This is a genomic window from Mesorhizobium sp. B2-4-1 (assembly GCF_006442185.1).
Lineage (GTDB): Bacteria > Pseudomonadota > Alphaproteobacteria > Rhizobiales > Rhizobiaceae > Mesorhizobium.
In genome coordinates, this window is sequence record NZ_VFVN01000005.1 from 36,185 (window position 1) to 58,629 (window position 22,445).

Genomic DNA, 22,445 nt, shown 5'->3' on the forward strand with positions numbered 1-22,445 from the left:
TCGTCAATTAGAGCGGTCGTTTCACGGAAACTCAGGCCGCCCTGTCTTTTCGTTTTCGACGCGATTTCGGGCGCGGGTTCACACGCTTGCGGAGTGCGCCCAGTCCCATCAATAGCCGAGCGCCTCGCCGGAAGCAGCGCGGCTGTCGATGGCGCCATTGTAGCGGGCGCCGCCACCCTTCCCGATTTCCGCCAGGCTCTTGCCACCGACCAGGATGCCCGCCGCCTGGCCCCAGGTCTTGTCGCTGAGATCGAGGTGATAACCCATGCCGGCCAGCAACCTTTCGGTGTCCGGCGACAGGCCGAACGGCTCGATGTAGACCGTGTCGGGCAGCCATTGATGATGGATGCGCGGCGCGTCGATCGCCTCCTGGATGTTCATGCCGTGGTCGATGACGTTGACGATGGCTTCCAGCGTAATGGTGATGATGCGCGAACCGCCGGGGCTGCCGATGACCATGAACGGCTTGCCGTCCTTGGCCACCACGGTCGGGCTCATCGACGACAGCGGCGTCTTCTTCGGCTGGATGGCGTTGGCCTCGCCCTGGACCAGGCCGTAGAGGTTGGGCACGCCGGGCTTCTGGGTGAAATCGTCCATCTCGTTGTTGAGCAGGATACCGGTGCCGTCGGCGACGACGCCGGCGCCAAACGAGCCGTTGAGCGTGTAGGTGACCGCGACCGCGTTGCCGTCCTTGTCGATGATCGAATAGTGGGTCGTCTCCTTGCTCTCGCCGAACCCCTTCGGCATCAGGTCCTGAGAGACGCCGGCCCGGAACGGATCGATCTTGTCGCGGATGTCCTTGGCGTAGGCCTTGTCCAGCAGTTTCGAGACCGGATTGTCGACGAAATCGGGATCTCCGAGCGCCGAATTGCGGTCGACATAGGCGTGGCGCATGGCCTCGACCATGACATGCACGGTCTCGGCCGAACCGGCGCCAAGATAGGACAGCGGATAGCCTTCCAGCACGTTGAGGATTTCACAGATGATGACGCCGCCGGAGCTGGGCGGCGGCGAGGAAATGATCTCGTAGCCGCGATAGGAACAGGTCACCGGCTTGAGCTCGCGCACCGCATATTGTTCGAAATCGCCCTTGGCCAGGATACCGCCCTTGGCGCCGCTTGCCTTGACGATGGCATCGGCGATGGCGCCCTTGTAGAAGGCGTCGGGGCCTTTTTCGGAAATCGCCGAGAGCGACGCGGCTAGGTCGGGTTGGACCAGCCGCTCGCCGATGCCATAGGGCTTGCCATCCGGCTTCAGGAATATGGCCGCCGCGGCGGGATCCTTCGCCAGCCTGTCGGCACCTCCGGCAAACGAGGCGGCGTCACCCTGATTGAGGATGAACCCGTCCTTGGCATAGCGAATGGCCGGCGCCATGAGGTCCTGCCGGGACAAGGTGCCGTATTTTTCGCGCGCCATCTCGAAACCGGCGACGGAGCCCGGCACGCCGACGGCGAGGTAGCCGTCGAGGCTGGCGCCTTTCACCGGTTTGCCGTCCTTGTCGAGATACATGGTCTTGGTCGCGGCCAGCGGCGCACGTTCGCGGAAATCGAGGAAGGTCGACTTGCCGTCCTTGAAGCGGACAGTCATGAAGCCGCCGCCGCCGATATTGCCGGCATTGGGATAGACGACGGCGAGCGCATAACCAACGGCGACCGCCGCATCGACGGCGTTGCCGCCCTTCTTCAGGACTTCGACGCCCACCTCCGACGCCAGATGCTGCGCGGTGACAACCATGCCGTTCTCGCCTTTGGCAGGCGCTGGCGAGGCGGCGAAGGCGGCCGCCCATGGCGCGAAAGCGATTGTGAAGGAGAGGCTGACGGCGATCAGCGTGCGGCGAGTGATATGCATGGCGAGGCTCCTGGCGGGGGACGCCTAGGAAACCGTGTTGGGGTGATCGAGTCCACTAACAATTGAGGGAGCACGAGAAAGAGCCCCCACCCGGATTGCCATCCGACCTCTTCCCTAGTGGAGAGGAGGCCGTCAGCGCTCGCGCCAGTCTCTTCTCCCCAGCGGGGAGAAGGTGGCCGCGAAGCGGCCGGATGAGGGGGCGGGCTCGGCCTCAGACAATGCCACCGCTGCCGCCGGCAACGGCCGGGCGTTCCGCCGCGACCTTGGCGCGGTAGCCTGCCGCCCGGTAGGCGGCGACCGGGTCGATGGCGCCGCCGGTGTTCAGCCGCGCCATGGCCAAGATCGGCTCGACATCGGTGCGGTAGGCTGATTTTAGCGTCTGCGTTGCCATCAGCGCGTCGTTGCCGTCCTGAAAACCTTCAAGCGCTTTGCGGTCGACCAGCAGCGCCTGCGCGTAGGCGCGCTGCACCTCGACCGCGGACAGCATCAGGCTCTCGATCGGATCGGTGACGTTGTGGCTCTGGTCGAGCATATGCGCCGGATCGAAGCCGTCGGCGCCGGACAGTTCGGCGTCGACCAGTTCGTTGAAGACGAGGAACAGCCGGTAGGGGTCGATCGAACCGGCATCGAGGTCGTCGTCGCCATATTTCGAATCGTTGAAGTGGAAGCCGCCGAGTTTCCTGAACTGGATCAGCCGCGACACGATCATCTCGATGTTGACGTTGGGCGCGTGGTGGCCGAGATCGACCAGGCAGAAGGCCTTGTCGCCCAATTCCTTGGCAATGATGTAGTTTGTGCCCCAGTCCTGCACGACGGTGGAATAGAAGGCAGGCTCGTACATCTTGTGTTCGGTGAACAGCTTCCAGTCAGCGGGCAGCCCGACATAGACCTCTTTCATGGCATCGAGATAGCGCTCGAACGCCCTGGCGAAGTTGACCTGGCCGGGGAAGTTCGAGCCGTCGCCAATCCACACCGTCAGCGCCTTCGACCCAAGCGTCTTGCCGATCTCGATGCATTCGAGATTGTGCTCGACCGCTTGCCGGCGCGTTCCGGCGTCGGCATGCGAGAGCGAGCCGAATTTGTAGGACAGCTTTTGGTCCCTGGCGTCGGAGAACGTATTGGAGTTCATGGCGTCGAAGCCGAGGCCGAAACGCGAGGCCGCCTGCTTCAGCCGGTTCGGGTCGGCCTTGTCCCAGGGAATGTGCAGCGACACCGTCGGTGTCGCCTGCGTCAATTGCTTGATGACGGCGCAATCCTCGATCTTGTCGAAGATGTCGCGCGGTTCGCCGGCGCCGGGGAAACGAGCAAAGCGCGTGCCGCCGGTACCGACGCCCCAGGAGGGGATCGCCACCGCGAATTTCTCGACCTTGTCTCGGATCGCGTCGATGGCGATGCCGCGACGGTCGAGCCGTTCGCCGAGCGAGGCGTAGTCACGCTCGAGATCGGCCTTGCGCGCGGCGTTGTTTTTTTCGACGACGTCGGCCGAGATGATGGTTTCGGACACTGCTGTTCCTCCCAGATTTCGTTCGGCTGGCGCTGCCCCTCATCCGCCTGCCGGCACCTTCTCCCTGTGAATGGGGAGAAGGAAGGCCTAGCGCGTAAAGCTCTGCGCGTTGCCGGCGTCGACATTGACGATGTTGCCGGTCGACTTGGCCGACATGTCGGAGGCGAAGAAATAGATCGCTTCGGCAATGTCCTCGGGAAACACCGAGCGCTTCAGCATCGAGCGCGAGCGGTAATGTTCCTCAAGGTCGTCGGTCGACATCTTGTAGGCGGCGGCGCGCTGTTCCTTCCACTCGCCGGACCAGATCTTGGAGCCGCGCAGTACGGCGTCCGGATTGACGACGTTGACCCTGATCTGCGCCTCCGCGCCCTCCAGCGCCAGGCAGCGGGCGAGATGGATCTCGGCGGCCTTGGCGGTGCAATAGGCGGCGGCGTTCGGCGAGGCGGCAAGGCCGTTCTTGGAAGCGACGAAAACGACGTTGCCGCCGATCTTCTGCACCCTGAACAGCCGGAACGCTTCCCGCGAGACCAGGAAATATCCCGTCGACAGGATGTCCATGTTCTTGTTCCACAGCGCCAGCGTCGTGTCCTCGATCGGCGCCGAGGAGGCGAGGCCGGCGTTGGAGACCAGAATATCGATGCCGCCGAACTCGACCGCCGTTTCGGCAAAGCCGGCGACGACCTGATCCTCCGACGTGACGTTGATGACCACGGGGCGGACAAAATCCTTGCCATAGGCCTTGGCCAGTTCGTCGTTGGCGCTGGCAAGTGCTGTCTCGTCGATGTCGGCGAGCACCACGCAGGCGCCTTCGCGCAGCAGCCGGCTCGCCGTCGCGCGGCCGATGCCGCCCGCGCCACCAGTGACGAGCGCGATCTTGCCGGCAAGAGCCTTCGGCTTCGGCATGCGCTGCAGCTTCATATCCTCGAGCAGCCAGTATTCGATGTCGAAGGCTTCCTGCGCAGGCAGGCCGACATAGGAGGAGACGGTCGAGGCGCCGCGCATGACGTTGATGGCGTTGACGTAGAACTCCCCCGAAATGCGCGCCGTGGCCTTGTCGCCGGCGAAGGTGAACATGCCGACGCCGGGCATCAGATAGACGACGGCGTTGGGATCGCGGATGGCGGGCGAGTCCGCATGCTTGCAGCTGTCATAATAGGCCTGGTAGCCGACGCGGTATTCGGCAATGTCGTCGGCCAGCCGCGCGATGACGGCATCGACATCGGGCTTGGACGGATCGAACTCGATAACCAGCGGCCGGATCTTGGTGCGCAGGAAATGGTCCGGGCATGAGGTGCCGAGTGCCGCCAGCGGGCGCAGATCCCTGGAATTGACGAATTCGAGCACGGCGGCGGAATCGTCGAAATGGCCGAGCTTATGGCTCTTTTCCGAGATGAGGCCGCGGATCCTCGGCATCAGCTTCGCGGCGATGGCGCGGCGTTCGGCGGCGTCGAGCGACTTGACCGCTTCGCCACCGAAAATGGCGACGCCCTCGGAACGCCGCTCGAACCACTCGATCGCCTGGTTGATCACCGAGATCGTCGTTTCGTAGCATTCCTTCGGGCTGTCGCCCCAGGTGAACAGGCCGTGGCTTTCCAGGATCACGCCCTTGGCGGCTGGATGGTCGAGGCAGAATTTCTCCAGCCACAGGCCAAGTTCGAAGCCCGGCCGCTTCCACGGCAGCCAGCCTATGGCGTCGCCGAAGATTTCCTTCGTCAGGGCCTTGGAATCTTTGGCGGCAGCGATGGCGATGATGGCGTCGGGATGCATGTGATCGACATAGGGCTTCGGCACGTAGGCATGCAGCGGCGTGTCGATCGAGGCCGCGCGCGGATTGAGATTGAAGGTGCAATGGGGTAGATAACCCACCATCTCGTCTTCATGCTCGACGCCGCGATAAAGGCCTTTGAGGGCTCGCAATTTGTCCATGTAGAGCGTGGCAAAACCATCAAGCTTGATCGAAGCGCTGTCGCCGCCGGAGCCCTTCACCCACAGCACTTCCACGTCCTGTCCGGTGAGCGGATCCTGTTGCCGGATTTTCGACGATGTGTTGCCGCCGCCGTAATTGGTGACACGCTTGTCGGAGCCGAGCGTGTTCGAACGATAGACCAGAAGCTCGGGATCGCTCATCCCCCTTACCTTCGCATCATCCCAAAGATTGGCGAGGCGCGAGCCGGAGCGCTTGTCGAGCATGGGTAATCCTCCCTTGAAGCGCGGACGGTGCGCTCCTCTTTTCGTCGGGAATGTCTACGCAAGGCGTGGCTTTGTCAATCACAAACGATCAACATCAACCATATTGCACCGCACAATGAAATTATATGATCGGAAATGATTGACACTGCGCGATTTCTAATGCCAGATGGCCATGCAGGGAGGAACTATGCACGAAAAAGAGCGCCACAGGATCATTCTGTCCGCCGTCCAGGAAAAGCCTGTGGTGACGGTGCAGGAAATGGTCGACCTGACGGAGTCTTCCGAGGCGACGATCCGGCGCGATATCGCGGCCCTGCACGTGCAAAAGCGACTGCGCCGGGTGCGCGGCGGCGCCGAGGCGATCACGCCGCCACAGTTCATCGGCCTTGCCGGCAGGCCTTTTTCCGTCAACGAGACGCTCAATGCCGCGCAGAAGCGGGCGATAGCGCGGGAAGCGGTGGAACTCTGCAAGGACGGCGAGCCGATCATCATCAACGGCGGCACCACCACCTTCCAGATGGTGCATTTCCTGACCGGCCGCCGCATGCCGATCTTCACCAATTCCTTCCCGATCGCCGAAAGCCTGCTCAAGCACTCCAAGAACACGGTGATGCTGTCCGGCGGCACCATCTACCGCGAGCAGAACATCATCCTGTCGCCCTTCGACAATGACGTGACGCGCAATTTCTACGCGCGCCGCATGTTCATGGGCGCCCAGGGGCTCGGGCCGCTCGGCCTGATGGAAGGCGATCCGCTCTTGATCCAGGCGGAACAGAAGCTGATCGATCAGGCCGACGAGTTGGTGGTGCTGGTCGATTCTTCGAAATTCCGCAAACGCTCCAGCCTGATCCTGTGCGGCCTGTCGCGCATCGCCACCGTCATCACCGACGACGGCATCGAGGACCGCGAGGCAAAGATGCTCGAAACAGCGGGGGTAACGCTGATCGTCGCCCGCAAGTCGGCAAAGGAAGAATCTTCGCTGCAAGCCTGAGACACCCTCACGCCCGCAGCGGCGATGGAATGCAACGCTCAAGGGAGGAATATTCGATGAGCTTTCTGAAGAAACTGATGGTTACGGCGGCCTTTTCCGCCGCCATGGTCGTGAATGCCGCCTATGCCGAGAACGTCAAGATCGCGCTGGTGGTGAAGTCGCTCGGCAACGGCTTCTTCGACGCCGCCAACAAGGGCGCCGAAGAGGCGGCCAAGGAACTGGGCGATGTCGACATCATCTACACCGGCCCGACCAAGGCGACCGCCGAAGCGCAAATCGAGGTGGTCAATTCACTGATCGCGCAAAAGGTCAACGCCATCGCCATCTCGGCCAATGACGCCGACGCGCTGGTGCCGGTGCTGAAGAAGGCCATGGAGCGCGGCATCACCGTCATCTCCTGGGATTCGGGCGTCGCCAAGGAAGGCCGCCAGCTTCACCTCAACCCGTCCGATACCGGCCTGATCGGCGAGACCATCATCAAGCTCGCCGCCGACTATTTGCCTGAGGGCGGCGACGTCGCCATCCTGTCGGCCTCCTCGACCGCGACCAACCAGAACGCCTGGATCGACGCGGCCAAGAAGGTGCTGCCGGAGAAATTTCCGAAGATCAAGCTCGTCGCTACCGTCTATGGCGATGACGACTCGGCCAAGAGCACCGACGAAGCCAAGGGCCTCTTGAAGTCCTATCCGAACCTGAAGGCGATCATCGCGCCGACCACCGTCGGCGTCGTCGCCGCTGCCCAGGTCGTCACCGATGAGAAGCTGATCGGCAAGGTCAACGTCACTGGCCTCGCGCTGCCGTCGGAGTTCAAGAAGTTCATCGACAACGGCGCTTCACAGGCCGTGGCTCTTTGGAACCCGATCGACCTCGGTTACTCCGCCGTCTACCTCGCCCACGATCTGGCGGTGAAGAAGGAAGAGGCCAAGCCCGGCGCGACGCTGTCGATCGGCCGCGTCGGCAAGGTGACGCTCGACGACACCAATTCGGCTGCGATGGCTCCGCCCTTCCAGTTCGACAAGACCAACATCGAGAAGTTCTCCAAGATCTACTGATCCGGAGCTTCAAGCTGACGCGGCGGGGTTCACGCCCCGCCGCAACTTCAAACGCACCTTGTTTCAGGGCTTGATACGACCATGGACACGACAGCCCAACACGGCACGGTGAAGGACGGGCCCCTGGCCTCCACGCCGCGCCTGACGCTGTCCGGCATCTCGAAGAGCTTTCCCGGCGTGCGCGCGCTGCACAATGTCAGCCTCTCGCTCTATCCGGGCCAGGTGACGGCGCTGATCGGCGAGAACGGCGCCGGCAAGTCGACGCTGGTCAAGATCATGACCGGCATCTACCAGCCCGATGCGGGCACGATCAGCATAGACGGGCAGGACGTCACCCTGCCCAGCGCGCACGCCGCCTTCGGCCATGGCGTTACCGCCATCCATCAGGAAACCGTGCTGTTCGACGATCTGACGGTCGCCGAAAACATCTTTCTCGGCCATGCGCCGCGCACCCGCTTTGGCACCATCGACTGGCGCACCATGCGCAGAAATGCGCGCGAAGTGCTCGACACCATGCATGCCGGCCATATCGACGCCGATGCAAGGCTGAAGGACCTCGGCATCGCCAACAAGCATCTCGTTGCCGTGGCGCGGGCCATGTCGATCGACGCGCAGATCGTCATCATGGACGAACCGACGGCCGCCCTTTCGATGAAGGAGATCGAAGAGCTCTTTTTGCTGATCGAGTTCCTCAAGAGCGAAGGCAAGGCGATCCTGTTCATCAGCCACAAGTTCGACGAGATCTACCGCATCGCCGACCGCTACACCGTGTTCCGCGACGGCGAGATGGTCGGCGAAGGGCTGATCAAGGATGCCGCCCAGAGCCAGATCGTGCGCATGATGGTGGGCCGTGCGGTCGATCACATCTTTCCACAGCGCAAGGCCGAGATCGGCGCGCAGGTGCTGTCGGTCTCCGGCCTGTCGCACCCCACCGAATTCAACGACATCGGTTTCGAACTGCACAAGGGCGAGATTCTCGGCTTCTACGGTCTTGTGGGCGCCGGCCGCAGCGAGGTGATGCAGGCGATTTCAGGGATCACTCGCACCTCCGGCGGCACGATCACGCTGGACGGCAAGTCGATCGTGCCGAAATCGGCGGCGGATTCGATCGAGGCCGGCATCGTCTACGTGCCGGAGGAACGCGGCAAGCAAGGCGTGGTGATCGGCCTGCCCATCTTCCAGAATGTTTCTCTCCCGTCGCTGGCACGCACCTCCAAATCCGGCGTGCTGCGGCTGGCGGAGGAATTTTCGCTCGCCCGCTCCTACACCGAGCGGCTCGACCTCAGGGCCTCCTCGCTCAGCCAGGATGTCGGCACGCTGTCGGGCGGCAACCAGCAGAAGATCGTCATTGCCAAATGGCTGGCGACCACGCCCAAGGTCATCATCCTGGACGAGCCGACCAAGGGCATCGACATCGGCTCCAAGGCCGCCGTGCACGGCTTCATGGCCGAGCTGGTGGCGCAAGGCCTGTCGGTTATCATGGTGTCGTCGGAGCTGCCCGAAATCCTCGGCATGTCCGACCGCGTCGTCGTCATGCGCGAGGGCCTTGTCGCGGCCGTCTACGACAACAACGGACTGGACGCCGAGACGCTGGTCCGGACGGCGGCGGGGATTGCGGCATGAAGGCTTTGCTGAAATATCGCGAAATCTGGTTGCTGGCGGCCATTCTCGTGCTGATCGGGCTGATCTCGACGCGTTTTCCCGCCTTCGCCGACCCCGGCAATTTGCGCCAGGTGTTCAACGACACCTCGATCCTGATGATCCTGGCGCTCGGGCAGATGGTGGTCATCCTGACCCGTTCGATCGATCTGTCGATGGCGTCGAACCTCTGTTTCACCGGCATGGTGGTGGCGATGCTGAACGCCGCCCACCCGGCGATCCCGATCCCGCTGCTGATCGTCATCGCGCTGGTCGTCGGCCTGGTGCTCGGCGCCATCAACGGCCTTCTGGTGTGGCGGCTGAACATCCCCTCGATCGTGGTGACATTGGGCACGCTGACCATCTATCGCGGCGCCACCTTCGTCATCTCCGGCGGCGCCTGGGTCAATGCCGACAAGATGAGCCCCGAGTTCATCGGCTTCCAACGCGCGGCCTTACTCGGCATTCCGGTGCTGTCCTGGATCGCCATTCTGGTCATCGCGCTGTTCTTCATCCTGATGACGCGCACCGCGCTCGGCCGCTCGATCTATGCCATCGGCGTCAATCCTACGGCGTCGGTTTATGCCGGCATCGATGTCGGGCGGACGAAATTCATCGTCTTCTGCATCTCCGGCATGATCGGCGGGCTCGCCGGCTATCTCTGGATCTCACGCTACGTGATCGCCTCGGTCGAGGTCGCCAATGGCTACGAGCTCAACATCATCGCCGCTTGCGTCATCGGCGGCATCTCGATTGCCGGCGGCATCGGTTCGGTCGGGGGCGCGGTGTTGGGGGCGCTGTTCCTGGGCATCATCTCCAACGCGCTGCCGGTCATCAACATCTCGCCCTTCTGGCAGATGGCGATTTCGGGCAGCGCCATCATCCTCGCCGTCGTGCTCAACGCGCGCGGCGAACGCCAGCAGGGCCGCATCATCCTGAGAAAAATGGAGGCGGCATGAGCGACGTCCCTGTCCCGCGCCACATTCCGGACCGGCTCGACAAGCCGTTTCGTTCGGCGATCTTTTCCTGGGAAGCGCTGCTGGTCGTGGTGGCCCTCGCCATCTTCGCCATCAACAGCTTCGCCTCGCCCTATTTCCTCGACCCCTATTCGCTGTCGGACCTGACCTTCAACTTCACCGAGAAGGGCCTGATCGCCTTCGCCATGGCGCTGCTGATCATTTCGGGCGAGATCGACCTGTCGGTCGCCGCCATCATCGCGCTGGCCTCGACCATGATGGGCATGGCGGTGCAGGCCGGCGCCGGAACGCCGGTGCTGGTGGCGATCGGCACCGTCGTCGGGCTCGGCTGCGGCGCCTTCAACGGCCTGCTGGTCACGAGGCTTGGCCTGCCCTCGATCGTCGTCACCATCGGCACGATGAGCCTGTTTCGAGGCATCGCCTTCATCATCCTCGGCGACCAGGCCTACAAGGGTTATCCCGAGAGCTTCGCCTTCTTCGGCCAGGGTTACGTCCGGTGGGTGGTGTCGTTCGAATTGGTGCTCTTTCTCATCGCCGCCGTCGTCTACTGGTTCGTGCTGCACCGCACGAGTTTCGGCCGCCGCGTCTTCGCCATCGGCAACAATCCGGTCGCGGCACAGTTTTCCGGCGTGCGTGTCGGCCGCATCAAGTTCATCCTGTTCTGCCTGACCGGGCTGATGTCCGGCATCGCCTCTGTGCTGATCACCTCCCGGCTCGGTTCGACCCGTCCCTCGATCGCGCAGGGCTATGAGCTGGAAGTCATCACCATGGTGGTGCTTGGCGGCGTCAGCATCCTTGGCGGCGCAGGCAGCATTGTCGGCGTCGTGCTCGCCGCCTTCATCATGGGGCTGGTGACCTTCGGGCTCGGCCTGCTCAACGTGCCCGGCATCGTCATGTCGATCTTCATCGGCCTGCTCCTGATCATCGTCATCGCGCTGCCGATCGTCTGGCGGCGGCTGCGCGGGGGACGCTGATGGCCGAAAAATACGCGTTCAAGATGATGCTCAAGCCCGGCATGAAGGCGGAATACAAGAAGCGTCACGACGAGATATGGCCATCGCTGGTCGCGCTGTTGAAGCAGGCCGGGGTTTCCGACTATTCCATCCATCTCGACGAGGAGACCAACATCCTGTTCGGCGTGCTGTGGCGGCGGGACGACCATGGCATGGCCGACCTGCCGAAGCATCCGGTGATGCAGCGCTGGTGGGCAGACATGGCCGACCTCATGGAGACCAGGCCTGACAATGAGCCGGTGGCCGTGCCCCTGGAAACCATGTTCCACATGGCATGAGTGCCCCGCGCCACATCGCCGTCATCGACATCGGCAAGACCAACGCCAAGGTGGCGCTGGTCGACCTCGCCACGCTGCGCGAGGTCTCGCTGCGCCGAGTGGCGAACGCGCCGGTGCGGCAAGCCCGCTACCCGCATCACGACGTCGAGGCGCTGTGGGCCTTCATCCTCGACAGTCTTGCCGATCTCAACCGCGAACAGACCATCGACGCCGTTTCGATCACTACCCATGGCGCGACGGGCGCTCTGGTTGAGGCCTCCGGCGAACTGGTGTTGCCCGTGCTCGACTACGAATTCGACGGCCCCGAGGAACTCGCGGCCGAGTATGACGCGATCCGTCCGCCCTTCGCTGAAACCGGCACGCCGCGGCTGCCGCTCGGCCTCAATCTCGGCGCGCAATTCTTCTGGCAGCAGAAGCGCTTTCCGACGGAATTCGCCAAGGCAACGGCGATGTTGATGTATCCCCAATATTGGGCGCTGCGGCTGACCGGCATCGCCGCCAACGAGGTGACCTCGCTCGGCTGCCACACCGATCTGTGGAACCCGTGGAAAGCGGATTTTTCGGCAATGATCGACCGCCTCGGTTGGCGCGCGTTGATGGCGCCGGTGCGGCCGGCAAGGGACCGGCTCGGCCCGCTCCTGCCGGCGCTTGCCGAGCGAACGGGGCTCGATCCGCGGACGCCTGTGTTCTGCGGCCTGCACGATTCCAACGCCTCGCTGTTGCCGCATCTTCTCGCCGACGCGCCGCCTTTCAGCGTCGTCTCGACCGGCACCTGGGTGGTGTCGATGTCGGTCAGCGGCAGATCGGTGGCGCTCGATCCGGCGCGTGATACGCTGGTCAACGTCAACGCGCTGGGCGATCCCGTGCCATCGGCGCGCTTCATGGGCGGCCGCGAATTTTCCGTGCTGACGGATGATCAGCCGGAGAACTGGACCGAAGACGATGTCGGGGCCGTGCTGGCAAAAAGGACGCTGCTGCTGCCATCGACACAACAGGGGTCGGGACCGTTCCCGCATCATGCGGCGGCGTGGCTCAACGCTGACGGCATGAACAGCGGCCAGCGCTTTGCCGCCATCTCTTTCTATCTGGCGCTGATGACGGCGACCTGCCTCGATCTGATCGGCGCCGACGGCCCGACCATTGTCGAAGGCCCTTTCGCCCGCAACCGGCTCTTTGTCGGCATGCTGGCGGCGGCGACCGCCAGAAGCGTCGTCGCCTCCGAAGCCGCGACCGGCACCAGCATCGGTGCCGCGTTGCTGGCATCGGACAAGGCTGAGGCGCATGGCAAGGGCTTGAGACAAGAACCGCCGGTCGACCCCGCCTTGACGGATTATGCAAGCACCTGGCGTGCGGCGGTCGAAGGGCGGGGCTAACTACGGATCCGCTTGCCTAATCTTCATAGACCAGCCCCTGTGGATCGATTTCGGGCTTTCGGCCGGCGACGAGATCGGCGAGGAATTTGCCCGAGCCGCAGGCCATGGTCCATCCGACATGGCCGTGGCCGGTGTCGAGATAGAGATTTTTGTAGCGGGCCCGGCCGATGACCGGCACGGAATTGGGCATCATCGGCCGCAGGCCCGCCCAGAACATGGCCTTCTTCTCGTCGAAGGCGCCAGGGAAAAGATCCTTGCCGGTGCTGATGATGGTGTTGAAGTCAGCGGGCTTGAAGCTTCGGTCAAAGCCGGTGAACTCGGCCGTCGAGGACATCCGCAAGCGGTTGCCCAGCCTGGAATAGCCGATCAGCCGGTCCTCGTCGGCGCCACCCATAGTCGGCCCCTTGCTTTCGTCCTCCAGGGGGATCGTCGCGGTATAGCCTTTCACCGGATAAACCGGCAGGTCGATGCCGTAGCGGCGGCCGAGTAGGCCGCTTTCCGGGCCCATTGCGATGACAACCGCATCGCCGGCCACCGGGCCTGACGAGGTGATGACGGCCCGCACCCTGTCGCCTTCGATATCGAAACCTTCGACCGTGGTGCCGAACCGGAACTCGGCGCCAAGCCTCTCGGTCGCATAGGCGGCGAGCCTGTCGACAAACAGTTTGGAATCGCCAGTCTGGTCAGTGGGCGAATAAACCCCGCCGGCTATCTTGTCCTTCACCCCGGCAAGCCCCGGCTCCAGTTCGACCAGCCGGTCGCGCCCGACGATCTCGATCGGCAAGCCATGCTCGGCAAGATAGCGATAATTGTCGGTCCCGGTGTCGAGACTCTTCTGCGAGCGGAAGAAGTAGAGGATGCCCTTCTTGCGCTCGTCATAGTGGATGCCGGTCGCCTCCGACAGCGCATTGATGCAGTCGCGCGAATAGAGCGCGAGCCGCAGCTTGATGTCGGTGTTGGCGCGCAGGCGCGCCACCGTGCACTGGCGCAGGAAGCGCAGGCTCCAGGCGAGAAAATAGGGATCGAAGCGCAGTCGCACCTTGATGCCGAGATCGTGGTTGTAGAGCCCGCGCAGGAAGGTCTTCAGCGCCGCCGGGGAAGCCCAGGCGGTGGCATCGCCCGGCGACACCAGCCCGGCATTCGACTGGCTGGTGCCCCGCGCCGGCGCCGGATGACGCTCGATGACGGTGACCTCATGGCCGTCGCTCGCCAGATAGTAGGCGGCCGCCGTGCCGACGACGCCGGCTCCGAGCACCGTTATCTTCATGTCGTCCCCCCAAAAAAGGTCGAACCGGGCAGCGCGCTTCCGCACCCTCCGCGAACGCTTCCATAGCGCTTCGCGGAGCGGCTTGCGAGCCCTTGGGAAAACCCGCTCAACCGCGTGCGGAATTCTTCCCCGTCAGGATACGCTCCCAGGCGAGCGCATCTGCAACGATCTGGTCGAGATCGTCGCGTTGCGGCGTCCAGCCGAGTTCCGTCCGGGCGAGATCGGAATTGGCAACCACCGCGGCGGCGTCACCGGGGCGGCGCTCGCCCGTCCTGACCTCGAAATCATGGCCGAAGGCGCGGCGCACGCTCTCGATCACCTCCAGCACCGAGTAGCCGTGGCTGTAGCCGCAATTGGCGACGAGGCTCGCGCCCCCGGCGCGCAGCCGCTCAAGGGCCAGGCGATGCGCCGCGGCCAGGTCGCTGACATGGATATAATCGCGCATGCAGGTGCCGTCGGGCGTCGGATAATCGGTGCCGTACACCTGCATGAACGGCCGCTTGCCGAGCGCCGTCTCGCAAGCGACCTTGATCAGATGCGTGGCGCCCGGCGTCGACTGGCCGGTGCGCCCCCTGGGATCGGCGCCCGCGACGTTGAAATAGCGCAGCGCCGTATAGCGCAGGCCATGCGCGATCGCCGCATCGCGCAGCATCCATTCGCTCATCAGCTTGGAGAGGCCGTAGGGCGATTCCGGCGCCAGGCGGGCATCCTCGCGCACCGGTTCCAGCCCGGCGCCGCCATAGACGGCGGCGGTCGAGGAGAAGATGAAGTTCGGCACGCCCTCGCGCACCGCCGTTTCGATCAGCGTGCGCGTCTTGCAGGTGTTGTTCTCGTAGTAGCCGAGCGGATCGGCGACGGATTCGGGAACGACGATCGAGCCGGCGAAATGGATGATCGCGTCGACATTGTTGTCGCGGATGATGGAGCCGACCAATTCCTTGTCGGCGACGTCGCCGACGACCAGCTTTGCCTCCGGTGCCACCGCCCATTCGAAACCGGTCGAAAGCCGGTCGAGAACGACCACGCTTTCGCCCGCATCCAGCAATTCCCAGACCATATGGCTGCCGATATAGCCGGCGCCGCCTGTCACCAAAACCGTCATTCCGCGTCCTCGCATTCAAGATCTATCGGAAACTGTCTCAACACCCGCTCTACTGGAAAGCCCGCCCTATGACCAATAAAACCCTGCGTAACCGACTTGGCCGGCATATGGCATCATGTCGAAACAAAAGCGCCCTACAGGCCGTTATCGCCAGGAAATAGGCCATGATCCGCCCCTCGTTAGGAACAGGTGCGGGGCGTGGCATTTTGACCAAAACGGGCCGGTGGACGGCCAATCGGGCAATGATTATGATCCAGCGCAAAACTGGGAAGCCGACATGAATTATCAGCGGTTCTTCGAGGACGCGATCGACCAGCTCCATGCGGAACGACGCTACCGCGTCTTTGCCGACCTCGAGCGCATAGCGGGCAAATTTCCGCGTGCCATCTGGCGCGCCAACGGCCGCGCAGAGGAAATCACCGTCTGGTGCTCCAACGACTATCTCGGCATGGGCCAGCACCCGGATGTCATCGCAGCGTTTCAGAACGCGGCGGGCCGGATGGGTTCGGGCGCCGGCGGCACCCGCAACATCTCCGGCACCAGCAATCCGCTGGTCGAACTCGAGCATGAGCTCGCCGACCTGCACGACAAGGAAGCCGCGCTGGTCTTCACCTCCGGTTTTGTCTCCAACGAGGCCTCGATCTCGACCATCGCGCGGCTTTTGCCCAACTGCCTGATCATCTCGGACGAGTTGAACCATGCCTCGATGATCGAAGGCGTGCGGCGCTCGGGCGCGGAAAAGAAGATTTTTCGCCACAACGATGTCGCGCACCTGGAAAGCCTGCTGCAGGCGGCGGGCCGCGAACGCGCCAAGCTGATCGTGTTCGAGAGCGTCTATTCGATGGATGGCGATATCGCGCCGATCAGAGAGATCGTCGACCTCGCCGAGCGCTATAACGCCATGACCTATATCGACGAGGTCCACGCCGTGGGCATGTATGGTCCGCGCGGCGGCGGCATCACCGAGCGGGAAGGCCTCGCCGACCGCATCGACATCATCGAGGGCACGCTCGCCAAGGCTTTCGGCACGCTGGGCGGCTACATCACCGGCACGAGCGCTGTCATCGACGCCGTGCGCTCCTATGCGCCGGGCTTCATCTTCACCACCGCGCTGCCGCCGGCCATCGCCGCCGCTGCCACTACCTCGATCCGTCATCTCAAGCGCTCGCAGGCCGAGCGTGACGCCCAGCAGCAGCAGGCGACGCGGACCAAGCAGATCCTCTCCGCCGCCGGCCTGCCGGTGATGGAATCGGCGACCCACATCGTGCCAGTGCTGGTTGGCGACCCCGAGCTTTGCAAGATGGCAAGCGACCGGCTGCTCGGCGTGCACGGCATCTACATCCAGCCGATCAACTATCCGACCGTGCCGCGCGGCACGGAGCGGCTGCGCATCACGCCGACGCCGTTCCATTCGGATGCGCTGATCGCCGAGCTGCAGGACGCCCTGATCGAGACCTGGGACGCGCTCGGCATTTCCTATGGTTCAGCAGGACGACCTTCCGTGGCCAAGACCGACCGGATCATTCCCCTGCTGGTGCCCAAGTCAGGCGGCTGAAGCCGTTTGAAACTCCACTCCGGCGGCCATCTGGCGCGCCGGAGCGACTTTCAATTCGGGCTTCGTCAACCTCTCAAACAGCCGTCATCCACTTCGCCAGCCGGTGCGCCGCCTCCTCGAGCTGGTCGAGACGGCGGTGGAAGCACAGCCTGAGGAAGGCTTCGCCGCCCGGGCCGAAGGCCGTGCCCGGCGCCAGGCCGACATTGGCCTTGTCGACGATCTCGAAGGCGGCGCTGCGCGAATCGGTGATGCCGTCCACCCTGAAGAACAGGTAGAAAGCACCTTGCGGCACGGTGAACCGGGCGCGGTCGGTGGCGCCGAGAATGCCGCAGACCAGATCGCGCGCCTTCCTAGCCCTCTCCACCTGTTCGGCGACGAAGACATCGCCTTCATCGAGCGCCGCGACCGCGCCGCGCTGCATGAACTGGGCGACACCTGAATTCGAATACTGGATCAAGTTCTCGAACACCTGCTGCAAGCTCGGATGGGTCTTGATCCAGCCGACGCGCCAGCCGGTCATCGCCCAGTTCTTGGAGAAGCTGTTCACGAACAGGATGCGGTCCTCTGCGGTGGCGATGTCGAGGAAGGACGGCGCGCGGCCTTGGCCATAGTGGAACAGCGAATAGATCTCGTCGGCGATGATCCAAAGGCCATTTGCCCGGGCGAGATCGAGAATGGCGCGCAAAGTCTCATGGTCGGCGGTCCAGCCGGTCGGATTGGACGGCGTGTTGATGAACAGCGCCCTGGTCCTGGGCGTGATGGCGGCCGCGATCTTCTCGACGTCGCACGACCAGCCATTGCCGGATTGATCGAGCGTGACCGGCACCGGCACTGCACCGGCGATGGCGGCGGCGGCGTCGAAATTCGGCCAGGCGGGCGACAGATAGATCACCTCGTCGCCGGCACCGGCGAGCGCGTCGAGCGCAAGCTGGATCGCATGCATGCCCGAGCCGGTGACGATGAATTCGTCCTCGGCGAAGTGTTTGCCGAAATGCCTCTGGTAATAGCGGGCAAGCGCCTGCCTGAGATCGGGGATGCCCCTCTGCCAGGTGTAGAACGTCTCGCCACCGGCCAGCGCCTTCGACGCGGCATCGGTGATGAAGGACGGCGTCGGCAGATCGCCCTCGCCGGCCCAGAGCGGGATCAAGCCGTCGCGCAGCCTGCCATAGTTGACGACGGCGACGATACCGCTTTCAGGCGCAGCCAGGGCCTCGGGGCGCAGGTTCTGGATCAGGGTCATGGGCAGGTCCGTTCGAACAGGGATAGCATGCCGGCTGTTCTACTACGGGCGAAAGCAAAAAACCCCGGCCGTGAACGACCGGGGTTTTGGTCCAGAAGAACCTGATGTCTCTATCTCCTGGCGAGCAGATCGCGGATTTCGGTCAGAAGCTGCACATCGGCAGGCGGCGGCGCGGCGGCAGGCGCGGGCTTTTCGGCCTCCAGGCGCCTGCGCAGGTTGTTCACCGCCTTGACCATCAAGAAGATGATGAATGCGAGGATGAGAAAGTTCAGCACGACGGTGATGAAGCTGCCATAGGCGAAGACGGCGCCCTCTTTCTTTGCCTCCGCCAGCGTGCCCGAGTGGACGTTCGAGGACAGTCCGAAGAAGTAGTTGTTGAAGTCCAACCCGCCGAAAATCGCGCCCACGATCGGCATGATGATGTCGTTGACAAGGGAATCGACGATCCTGCCGAAAGCAGCGCCGATGATGACGCCGACGGCCAGGTCCATCACATTGCCCTTGGAAATGAATTCCTGGAATTCTTTCAGCATTTCGACCCTCCTTGCCATGATCGGCCGCGTTCTCCAGCGCCGGCCAAGCCCACAATAGCAAAAACCTCCGGTTGCAAAACCGGAAAAAGGGCCAAGGCACCGGTTTGTTTTTACCCGCATCATCAGACGTCCATGCGCCGAACGCCGCGATGGACTCAGCTTCCACGCTGTGGTTGCGTGCGGTGAGCGGGCGTCGAGCCGGCCAGGGAGGAAGCGCGAGCCGTGCAGGGCTTGTTCATCGTTGTCATCGCGATCGCTTATGTGACGCTTCTGTTCGCCATCGCCAGCCTTGGCGACCGCCGCTCGGCCAGCTCCGGGCCTGGACGGGCGCGCCCGTTCATCTATGCGCTCAGCCTGGCCATCTATTGCACCTCCTGGACGTTCTTCGGTTCTGTCGGCCTGTCTTCCGAACGTGGCCTTGAGTTCCTCGGCATCTACACCGGCCCGGTGCTGGTGTTCGTGTTCGGCTTTCCCTTGCTCAACCGTCTCGTGCGGCTGGCCAAGACAGAGAAGATCACCTCGATCGCCGACTTCCTCGGCGCGCGCTATGGCAAGAGCTTCACCGTGGCCGCGATCGCCACGCTGATCGCGACCATCGGCGCGGTGCCCTATATCGCGCTGCAGCTGAAGGCGATCTCCGGTTCCGTCAGCCTGATGGTCGAGCACTACACCGGTTCGCCGCCCTCGTTCGATCCTTTCGTCAGCGACATCTCGCTGGTCGTCGCCATGCTCCTGGCGCTGTTCGCGGTGCTGTTCGGCACGCGCCACGCCGACGCCACCGAGCACCAGGACGGGCTGGTGCTGGCGGTGGCGGTCGAAACCGTGGTCAAGCTTGCCGCCTTCCTGGCGATCGGCCTGATGGTCACTTTCCTGATCTTCGGCGGGCCCGGCGACATGTTCGGCAAGCTGGCCGAAAACGGCCAGGTGCGGCAGGCGATGGGCTATTCGACGTCGCTCGCCACCTGGCTGGTGCTGACCTGCCTGAGTGGCTTCGCCATCATCCTTCTGCCCCGGCAATTCTACGTCACCATCGTCGAGAACCGCAGCGAGGCGGAACTGCGCACCGCGACATGGGTGTTTCCGCTCTATCTGGTGGCGATCAACCTGTTCGTGCTGCCGATCGCCTTCGCCGGACTGTCGCTGGTCGGCACGAAGACGAGCAGCGACCTATATGTGCTGTCGCTGCCCTTGTTCAGCGGTCACGATTTCCTGGCCATGGCTGCCTTCATCGGCGGCCTGTCGGCGGCCACCGCCATGGTCATCGTCGAGAGCGTGGCGCTGTCGATCATGATCTCCAACGACCTCATCATCCCGCTGTTCGTGCGGCGGCTGCTGAGGACGACGTCTTCCGAAAACGAGGACTGGTCGACGCTCATCCTCAACGTGCGGCGGGCATCGATCTTCATCATGCTTTTCATCGCCTTCCTCTACTACCGCGAGAGCACCGACAGCGCGCGGCTGTCGTCGATCGGCCTGATGTCGTTCGCGGCGATCGCGCAATTCGCGCCGGCGCTGATCGGCGGGCTGATCTGGCGCGGCGCCAATGGCAGGGGCGCGGCCCTCGGCATGGTCGCCGGCATCCTGATCTGGGGCTACACGCTGCTGTTGCCATCGCTCGTCGCGCCCGAAACCGGCATATTGGTGCATGGCCTGTTCGGCTTCGAAGCGCTGCGGCCGCAGGCGCTGTTCGGCACCGTTGCGGAGCCGTTGAACCACGGCGTGCTGTGGAGCCTGTCGATCAACGCACTGTTTTTCGTGCTGGGCTCGCTGTCGCGCGCCGCGGTGCCGCTGGAGCGCATCCAGGCGTCGATCTTCGTGCCGCGCGAAGCCGGGCCGATGCCCAGCCTGCGCCGTTTCCGCACCGCCGTCACCGTCAACGACCTGAAGGACACCATCGCGCGCTATCTCGGCGTGCAGCGCACCGAGCGGTCGTTCCAGTCCTTCGAAAAGACCACCAACGTCATCCTGCATGGCAATGAGCAAGCCAGCATGGACGTCATCCGCTTTTCCGAGCAGCTTTTGGCCAGCGCCGTCGGCTCTTCGTCGGCGCGGCTGATCCTGTCGCTGCTGTTTCGCCGCCACGACCGCGAATCCAGGGATGCCTTCCGGCTGCTCGACGACGCCACGGAAGCGTTGCAACACAATCGCGACCTGTTGCAGATCGCGCTCGACCAGATGGAACAGGGCATCACCGTCTTCGACCGGGATTTCCGGCTGATCTGCTGGAACCGCCAGTACCGCGAGCTGTTCGACCTGCCCGACGACATGGGCCAGGTCGGCGTCTCGCTCGACCAGATCCTGCGCCATCTGGCGGAGCGCGGCGATATCCCGACCGACCAGCGGGTGACGATGCTCAACCGGCTGACCAGCTTCGTCAGCCCCTGGCAGATGGAACTGAAGACCAGCGGCCGGATCCTGGAGCTGCGCTCCAACCCGATGCCGGACGGCGGCATCGTCGCCACCTATGCCGACATTTCCGGCCGCGTCGAGCAGGACCTGGCGCTGAAGCGGGCGAACGAGTCGCTGGAACAGCGGGTGAAGACCCGCACCATCGAACTGACCAGGGTCAACGAGGAGTTGACCCGGGTCAACGAGGAACTGGCGCAGGCGCAGATGCTTGCCGAGGAGGCCAATCTGGGCAAGACGCGCTTCCTCGCCGCGGCCGGCCACGACATCCTGCAACCGCTCAACGCCGCCAGGCTCTACTGCTCGTCGTTGATCGAAAAGGCCGGCAAGGGCCCGGCCGGCAAGGCCGCGGTCAACATCGACTCCTCGCTGGAATCGGTCGAGACCATTCTGGGCGCCGTGCTCGACATTTCCCGCCTCGATGCCGGTGCCATGAAACCGGACGACACGGCCTTCAACCTAGACGCATTGCTGCGCCAGATCGGCAATGATTTCCGGCCGCTTGCCGCGGAAAAGCAACTCAAGCTGACGATCATGCCCTCGTCGCTGACAGTGATGACGGATCGCAACCTGTTGCGCCGCCTGATCCAGAACCTCGTTTCCAACGCCATCAAATACACACGTCACGGCCGCATCCTGGTTGGCGTGCGGCGGCGCGGCGAACTGGCGGAAATCCAGGTGATCGACACTGGCATCGGCATTGCCGGCGACAAGCTGAACACGGTGTTTCGCGAATTCACCCGGCTGGACGAAGGCGCGCGCGAGGCCGAAGGCCTCGGCCTCGGCCTTTCGATCGTCGATCGCATCGCGCGGGTGCTGAGGCTTGAAATCCATATTTTCTCCAATCCGGGCAAGGGCACGCGCTTTTCCGTCATCCTGCCGGTGGCGGCCGTGCAGGAACCGAAACGCGAGGTCGAAACCAGGGCGCCGGCCCGCGCGGCGGCTTCGCTGGCCGGACTGAGCGTGCTGTGTATCGACAACGACGCCCGCATCCTGGAAGGCATGCGGCTGCTGCTCGAAGGCTGGGGCTGCGCCGTCGAGACCGTGTCCGGCACAACGAACCGGGATATCGCGATCCGCCGCCCGGACATTGTCCTTGCCGACTATCATCTCGATGGCGAAACCGGCCTCGACGCCATCGTCGGGCTGCGAGCGATCCACGGCGACGACCTGCCCGCCGTGCTGGTCACCGCCGACCGTTCCAACGAGGTACGCACGGCGGCGGCCGGGCTCGACGTCCCGGTGATCAACAAGCCGCTCAAACCGGCCGTGCTGCGCTCGATGATGGCCAGGGTCAGGCCGCTGGCGCCGGCGGCGGAGTAACTGTCAGATCTGCTTCATTTCGGCCCCGCCGACGGCGCCCAGGCTTCGAGATAGGCGCAAAACATGTCGGCCGTCGCTTCGGCATGGCTTCTATCTCTGCCGACGGGCGAGGCGTTTCCGAAAAACTGGTCGCCGGGCCGACATCCGCATAACCA

16 protein-coding genes are annotated in these 22,445 nt (G+C 63.8%); 9 read left to right on the forward strand and 7 right to left on the reverse strand.

Translation table 11 applies throughout. The features are described 5' to 3' along the window. Positions 1–108: 108 nt before the first annotated feature. The 3 genes from ggt to FJ949_RS14570 form a co-directional block, all read right to left on the reverse strand. Entirely contained in the window at positions 109–1,848 is a 1,740-nt protein-coding gene (ggt, locus tag FJ949_RS14560) for a gamma-glutamyltransferase (protein ID WP_140496553.1), read from the reverse strand. Positions 1,849–2,059: 211 nt separating this feature from the next. Beyond that, positions 2,060–3,352: an L-rhamnose catabolism isomerase gene (rhaI, locus tag FJ949_RS14565; protein WP_140496555.1), complete on the reverse strand. Its 1,293-nt coding sequence runs from the start codon at positions 3,350–3,352 to the stop codon at positions 2,060–2,062. 87 nt (positions 3,353–3,439) lie between these two features. Next, positions 3,440–5,542, reverse strand: a complete 2,103-nt coding sequence (locus tag FJ949_RS14570) for a bifunctional rhamnulose-1-phosphate aldolase/short-chain dehydrogenase (protein ID WP_140496557.1) — start codon at positions 5,540–5,542, stop codon at positions 3,440–3,442. A 187-nt stretch (positions 5,543–5,729) separates the two neighbouring features. Between FJ949_RS14570 and FJ949_RS14575 the strand changes: the two genes are divergently transcribed. The 7 genes from FJ949_RS14575 to FJ949_RS14605 all read left to right on the forward strand — a co-directional run bounded on the left by FJ949_RS14575 (position 5,730) and on the right by FJ949_RS14605 (position 12,864). Continuing rightward, complete coding sequence (locus FJ949_RS14575; protein ID WP_140496559.1) at positions 5,730–6,533, forward strand: DeoR/GlpR family DNA-binding transcription regulator; 804 nt, start codon at positions 5,730–5,732, stop codon at positions 6,531–6,533. A gap of 56 nt (positions 6,534–6,589) precedes the next feature. Further along, a complete protein-coding gene (rhaS, locus tag FJ949_RS14580; protein ID WP_140496561.1) occupies positions 6,590–7,585 on the forward strand; it encodes a rhamnose ABC transporter substrate-binding protein in 996 nt (331 codons plus the stop codon). Positions 7,586–7,666: 81 nt separating this feature from the next. Beyond that, positions 7,667–9,208: a sugar ABC transporter ATP-binding protein gene (locus FJ949_RS14585; RefSeq protein WP_140496563.1), complete on the forward strand. Its 1,542-nt coding sequence runs from the start codon at positions 7,667–7,669 to the stop codon at positions 9,206–9,208. Then, entirely contained in the window at positions 9,205–10,182 is a 978-nt protein-coding gene (locus FJ949_RS14590) for an ABC transporter permease (protein ID WP_140496565.1), read from the forward strand. Before FJ949_RS14585 ends, FJ949_RS14590 begins: the two co-directional genes overlap by 4 nt. Further along, entirely contained in the window at positions 10,179–11,174 is a 996-nt protein-coding gene (locus tag FJ949_RS14595) for an ABC transporter permease (RefSeq protein WP_140496567.1), read from the forward strand. Before FJ949_RS14590 ends, FJ949_RS14595 begins: the two co-directional genes overlap by 4 nt. Then, entirely contained in the window at positions 11,174–11,491 is a 318-nt protein-coding gene (gene rhaM / locus FJ949_RS14600; protein ID WP_140496569.1) for an L-rhamnose mutarotase, read from the forward strand. The genes FJ949_RS14595 and rhaM overlap by 1 nt, the downstream gene beginning before the upstream one ends. Continuing rightward, complete coding sequence (locus FJ949_RS14605) at positions 11,488–12,864, forward strand: FGGY-family carbohydrate kinase (protein ID WP_140496571.1); 1,377 nt, start codon at positions 11,488–11,490, stop codon at positions 12,862–12,864. Before rhaM ends, FJ949_RS14605 begins: the two co-directional genes overlap by 4 nt. A 16-nt stretch (positions 12,865–12,880) precedes the next feature. Here the strand turns inward: FJ949_RS14605 and FJ949_RS14610 are convergent, their stop codons facing one another. Both FJ949_RS14610 and galE read right to left on the reverse strand, forming a co-directional pair. Continuing rightward, positions 12,881–14,131: a D-amino acid dehydrogenase gene (locus FJ949_RS14610; RefSeq protein WP_140496573.1), complete on the reverse strand. Its 1,251-nt coding sequence runs from the start codon at positions 14,129–14,131 to the stop codon at positions 12,881–12,883. Positions 14,132–14,237: 106 nt separating this feature from the next. After that, positions 14,238–15,233 carry a UDP-glucose 4-epimerase GalE gene (gene galE / locus FJ949_RS14615; RefSeq protein ID WP_140496575.1) on the reverse strand — a complete coding sequence of 332 codons (996 nt, stop codon included), beginning with the start codon at positions 15,231–15,233 and terminating at the stop codon, positions 14,238–14,240. Positions 15,234–15,510: 277 nt separating this feature from the next. Between galE and hemA the strand changes: the two genes are divergently transcribed. Continuing rightward, positions 15,511–16,788 (forward strand): 5-aminolevulinate synthase, encoded by a 1,278-nt coding sequence (gene hemA, locus FJ949_RS14620; RefSeq protein WP_140496577.1) that lies wholly within the window; start codon positions 15,511–15,513, stop codon positions 16,786–16,788. Positions 16,789–16,861: 73 nt separating this feature from the next. Here the strand turns inward: hemA and FJ949_RS14625 are convergent, their stop codons facing one another. After that, entirely contained in the window at positions 16,862–18,028 is a 1,167-nt protein-coding gene (locus tag FJ949_RS14625) for a pyridoxal phosphate-dependent aminotransferase (protein WP_140496579.1), read from the reverse strand. A 110-nt stretch (positions 18,029–18,138) separates the two neighbouring features. Further along, on the reverse strand, positions 18,139–18,561 hold the full coding sequence (mscL, locus tag FJ949_RS14630) for a large conductance mechanosensitive channel protein MscL (RefSeq protein WP_140496583.1): 423 nt from the start codon (positions 18,559–18,561) through the stop codon (positions 18,139–18,141). A gap of 222 nt (positions 18,562–18,783) precedes the next feature. Here mscL and FJ949_RS14635 point away from each other — a divergent pair, with 222 nt between their 5' ends. Next, positions 18,784–22,290 (forward strand): PAS domain-containing hybrid sensor histidine kinase/response regulator, encoded by a 3,507-nt coding sequence (locus FJ949_RS14635; RefSeq protein WP_140496585.1) that lies wholly within the window; start codon positions 18,784–18,786, stop codon positions 22,288–22,290. Positions 22,291–22,445 lie beyond the last annotated feature (155 nt).